At 65.3% G+C, this 4,120-nt stretch carries 3 protein-coding genes; all 3 read left to right on the forward strand.

Annotated features, from left to right (window positions below; all coding sequences use genetic code 11):
* Positions 1-192: 192 nt before the first annotated feature.
* From GNZ12_RS11625 to GNZ12_RS11635, 3 genes are read left to right on the forward strand one after another with little or no spacing between them, the layout of a single operon-like run.
* Positions 193-483 carry a YtcA family lipoprotein gene (locus GNZ12_RS11625; RefSeq protein WP_235993693.1) on the forward strand — a complete coding sequence of 97 codons (291 nt, stop codon included), beginning with the start codon at positions 193-195 and terminating at the stop codon, positions 481-483.
* A 2-nt stretch (positions 484-485) separates the two neighbouring features.
* Entirely contained in the window at positions 486-1,577 is a 1,092-nt protein-coding gene (mdtN, locus tag GNZ12_RS11630; RefSeq protein WP_172310478.1) for a multidrug transporter subunit MdtN, read from the forward strand.
* The gene (locus tag GNZ12_RS11635; protein ID WP_172310479.1) at positions 1,574-3,775 is read left to right on the forward strand and encodes an FUSC family protein; all 2,202 of its coding nucleotides are present in this window, start codon (positions 1,574-1,576) and stop codon (positions 3,773-3,775) included. Before mdtN ends, GNZ12_RS11635 begins: the two co-directional genes overlap by 4 nt.
* Positions 3,776-4,120: the final 345 nt, after the last annotated feature.

The following is a 4,120-nucleotide window of genomic DNA, read 5'->3' on the forward strand; positions in this document are numbered from 1 at the left end:
ACCGGGAAATAGTCCTATTGCCGATTGCTCCGCTGCGGGCACGATCCCCTTTCGATCGTTCCTTTCGACATCGATGCGCCGGTTTGTGCGATTTCGATACGTTACCGTGCGGATCCTAAAGCACGCCCGGCTGAGCTGCGACACCATAGTTGTCTGTATTGCCTCAATGCCTACCATCGAGGGGAGCCGGCGATGTCGAGTGGTTTGCGCCCTGGGCGCCATGCGTGGACGATGCTGATCTCGTGCGTGACGCTGACTGCCTGTAGCGACGCGCCGTCGGTCGGCGTGCTGGGCGCGTATTTTCCGGACTGGCTGTTCAGCATCGCGGGCGGCGTGCTGCTGGTCGCATGCGTGCACGTACTGCTGTCGAAGAGCGGCCGCGGCGATTGGCTCGCGCCGCCCGCGATTGTCTACCCGGCGCTGACGGTGCTGTTCTCGATCGCGCTCTGGGCAATAGGCTTCAATCTCTTACCGACCCTCTGACCATGACCGCTGCCCAAAGTACGGACGCAGGAAAGCAGCGTCCGCGAAGCTGGCCCGCCTTGCTGCTGATCGTGCTGGCCGTCATCGCGGTCATCGCCGTGATCTGGCGCGTGGATACCGCGCCGCGTACCGACGACGCGTATGCGTATGCCGACACGATCGGCGTCTCGCCCGAAGTCAGCGGCAAGATCGTCACGCTCGCGGTGCGCAACAACCAGGCGGTGAAGCAGGGCGATCTGCTGTTCGAGATCGACCCGCGGCCGTATCAGTTCGCGTTGCAGCGCGCCCAGGCGGCGCTCGCGCAACTCGATGCGCAGATTCCACTGACCCAGCGCACCGTCAATGCACAAGGATTCAGTGCCGACGCGGCGAAGTCGTCGGTCGCGCGCGCACAGGCCGCCGCGAAGCAGGCGGGGGACACGCTGGCGAGAATGGAGCCGCTGATCGGGAAGGGCTACATTTCCGCCGACGATCTGGAGCGCGCGCGTACCACGCAACGCTCGGCGCTCGCCGAGCTTGCGGCCGCGCAAGCGCAGGCCCGCGAAGCGCAGGCGGCGGTCAGCAGCGTCGCTGCGCTCGTCGCGCAGCGCGCGGTGCTGACGGCTGAAATCTCGACGGCGCAGCTCAACCTGGAATATGCGACCGTGCGCGCACCGTTCGACGGCCGCGTCGTCGAACTGCGCACGTCCGTCGGGCAATTCGTGTCCGCGCAAAAACCCGTTTTCACGCTGATCGATACGCGGCACTGGTACGTGATCGCCAATTTCCGCGAGAACGAGCTCGGCAAAATCCGGCCCGGCACTCGCGCGACCGTGTACCTGATGAGCAATACCCGCATCCGTTTCAGCGGCTCAGTCGATTCGATCGGCTTTGGCGTCGATCCGCAGGACGGCGGCGGCACCGCGAACGGTCTGCCGAACATCCAGCGCAGCATCAACTGGGTGCACGTCGCGCAGCGCTTTCCGGTGAAGATCCTGGTCGATCATCCCGATCCGCAGATGTTCCGGATCGGCACGTCCGCTGTCGCCGTGCTGCAGCCTGATCGTCGCGACAATCGCGACAGTCGCGCGACACCCAATGGAGCGCCGTCATGAGCGGGCTCGACGGCGTCGGGCGCGGTCTCGCCTGGCCGCGGCCGCTCGGGCAACTGGCCGCCTTCCTGCGCTCGGAGCTTGGCGGGTTTCCGGGGCGCGCCAACGTGACCATGCGCTGCGTGCTCGGCTGCGCGATCGTGATTGTCGTGTCGATGACCTTGCAGCTGCCGGAGCTGGCGTTGTCGATGATAGCGGTGTTCTTCGTTACGCAGTCGAACATCGTGATGACCCGCGTGGTCGCATTGAGTATTGTGATCGGCACGACCTGCGCGATCGCCTGCATCATCGGCGTCTACCGGCTGACGTTCGACTACCCGCTGCTGCGCATCATCGTCGCAAGCGCGATCTTTTTTTGCAGCGCTTATCTGATTCGGGCCGTGGCGAAACTGGGGCTGGTGTTCTTTCTCGTCGCGCTGATCGTGATTTACGCGCAGACCTTTGCCGATCGGACCGATAACGCGGAAGCGCTGGTGCGGGACTGTCTGTGGGTGTGGGTGGCGGTCAACTACTCAGTTGTCCTGTCGCTGATCATCAACACGCTGTTTCTGCCAGCCGAACCGGAGCGGCAGTTGCGCGCCGCCATGCAACGGCAGCTCGCGACGGCCCATGCGCGGCTCGCGGTGATGATCGACGCGAATGTGCCGGCCGTGCGCATCGGCTCGCTCGATCTCGAGCGCGGCGCACTCGCGTTGCAGAAGCTGTTGCGCTTTTCAACCATGCGTCACCACTACAGCGAGGAAGATGCCTCGGCATGGTTGGCCTGCGTGACCGTGGTATCGCGCATCTTCGAAGCCGCGGCGGTGCTGCCTGACCATGCCCATGCAGTCACGCACGACGCCGGGCAGATCGATGCCATCCGCGTGGTGCAGGACGAACTCGTGTCGCTCGATCACGCGATTGGCGACAACGTGCAATGGCTGCACTGGAGCGCATCGGGCCAGGCGCCGGTGTCGACCTCGATACCGGCGCTCGACGCGATGCAACGCGCGCTCAACGCGTTCTCCGACGCCACGCGGGGTGCCGTCGCGCCGACGCCGCCGGATGAGGCGGCCGCCGGCAGTGCAGCGGAGAAAGCGGAGAAAGCGGAGCAAGCGGAGCAAGCGACGAAAGCGGCGGCGCGTCCCGCGCAGCCCGAACCGGATGTCTTCGCGAATCCGCGTTACGCGCGCTTCTCGCTGCGTACGCTGTTCTCGGTACTGATCTGCTACGTGTTCTACAACGCGGTGGACTGGCCGGGTATCCATACGATCATGCTGACGTGTCTCGTGGTCGCGCTGCCGAGCCTTGGCGCGTCGAGCCGCCAGGGCGTGCTGCGGATCACCGGCGCACTGATCGGGAGTGCACTGGCGCTGTTCATGGTCGCGTTCGTGATTCCGCAACTGGAAAGCGTGACGGGGCTGCTGCTGATGAGCTTGCCCGTGATCGCGCTCGGCGCCTGGGTGTCGGCGGGTTCCGATCGGAGCGCCTATGCCGGGATCCAGATCATGTTTACGTTTGCGCTGGCGCTGCTCGAATCGTTCTCGCCGCCGTCAGATCTCACCGAGATCCGCGACCGGATCGTCGGCATCATCCTGGGTGTCGGTGTGGCCACCTTCATCCAGATTTCGATGTGGCCGGAACGCGAATCGGATGGCCTGCGTACGCAACTGACGTCGATATTGCGCAAGATCGCGGCGCTGGCGCGCATCGAGGCGAAGGCGGTGCTCACCGGCCCACGCGCGACGGATTCGCAGGCGGTAGTTGAAACGTGGGCCATGGTCGCTGATTGCGAGATGGTCTTGGCGCGTGTCGCGCTCGAACCCGACTGGCGCGAGGGAGAGACGACACGTATTACGCTGCTGTCGCAGACGATGCTCGCGCAGAGCCGTGCGCTGCTCATCGCGATCGAAGCGTTTCACCATGAAGCGATGATCAATGTGTCGGCAAGCGCACCGATGGAGCGCGCGGCGAAGTTTCAGTCGGATGTCGCGGATGCGCTGGAGCGATACGCGTCACAGCTCGCGGCCGAGCCACCGGCTGCGATGACGCCGGCGCGGCTCGACCCGAGTGGACTGCGCGCCGCGCCGGGAGCGGTAGCGGGCAGGGCAGGCGCAGAAACGCTGGAACGGCTCGCGCTGCGGATCGATGCGGCGCTCGCCGGGTTGCCACGCTGGTTGCCCGACGAACGTGCGTCCGGCGAATTCGCGAGTGCGGGGTGATCTGCGATGACACACTTCGCTTGCATCCTGCGCCGCGTGCTGCGCTTACCGCGCTTACTGAGCCTGTGGCGCCTGACGCGCGTGCCGGCCGTACGACTGGTCACACGACCAGCTACACGACCAGCTACACGACCAGCTACACGACCAGCCATACGACCGGCCATACGACTAGGCACACGACCGGCCACGCAACCAGCCACACCACTACTCGGCCGCTGGCTCGCGTCGCTCGCGCTGCCGTTGCTCGCCTCGTGCGCGATCATTCACCACGACAGTCCACCCGCCGCGATGATCGCGCTGCAGCAGATCCGTCTCGCCGACGACATCCATCTGGCCAACGAAGGC

This window comes from Paraburkholderia solitsugae (genome assembly GCF_013177695.1).
In the GTDB taxonomy this organism is placed as follows: domain Bacteria; phylum Pseudomonadota; class Gammaproteobacteria; order Burkholderiales; family Burkholderiaceae; genus Paraburkholderia; species Paraburkholderia solitsugae.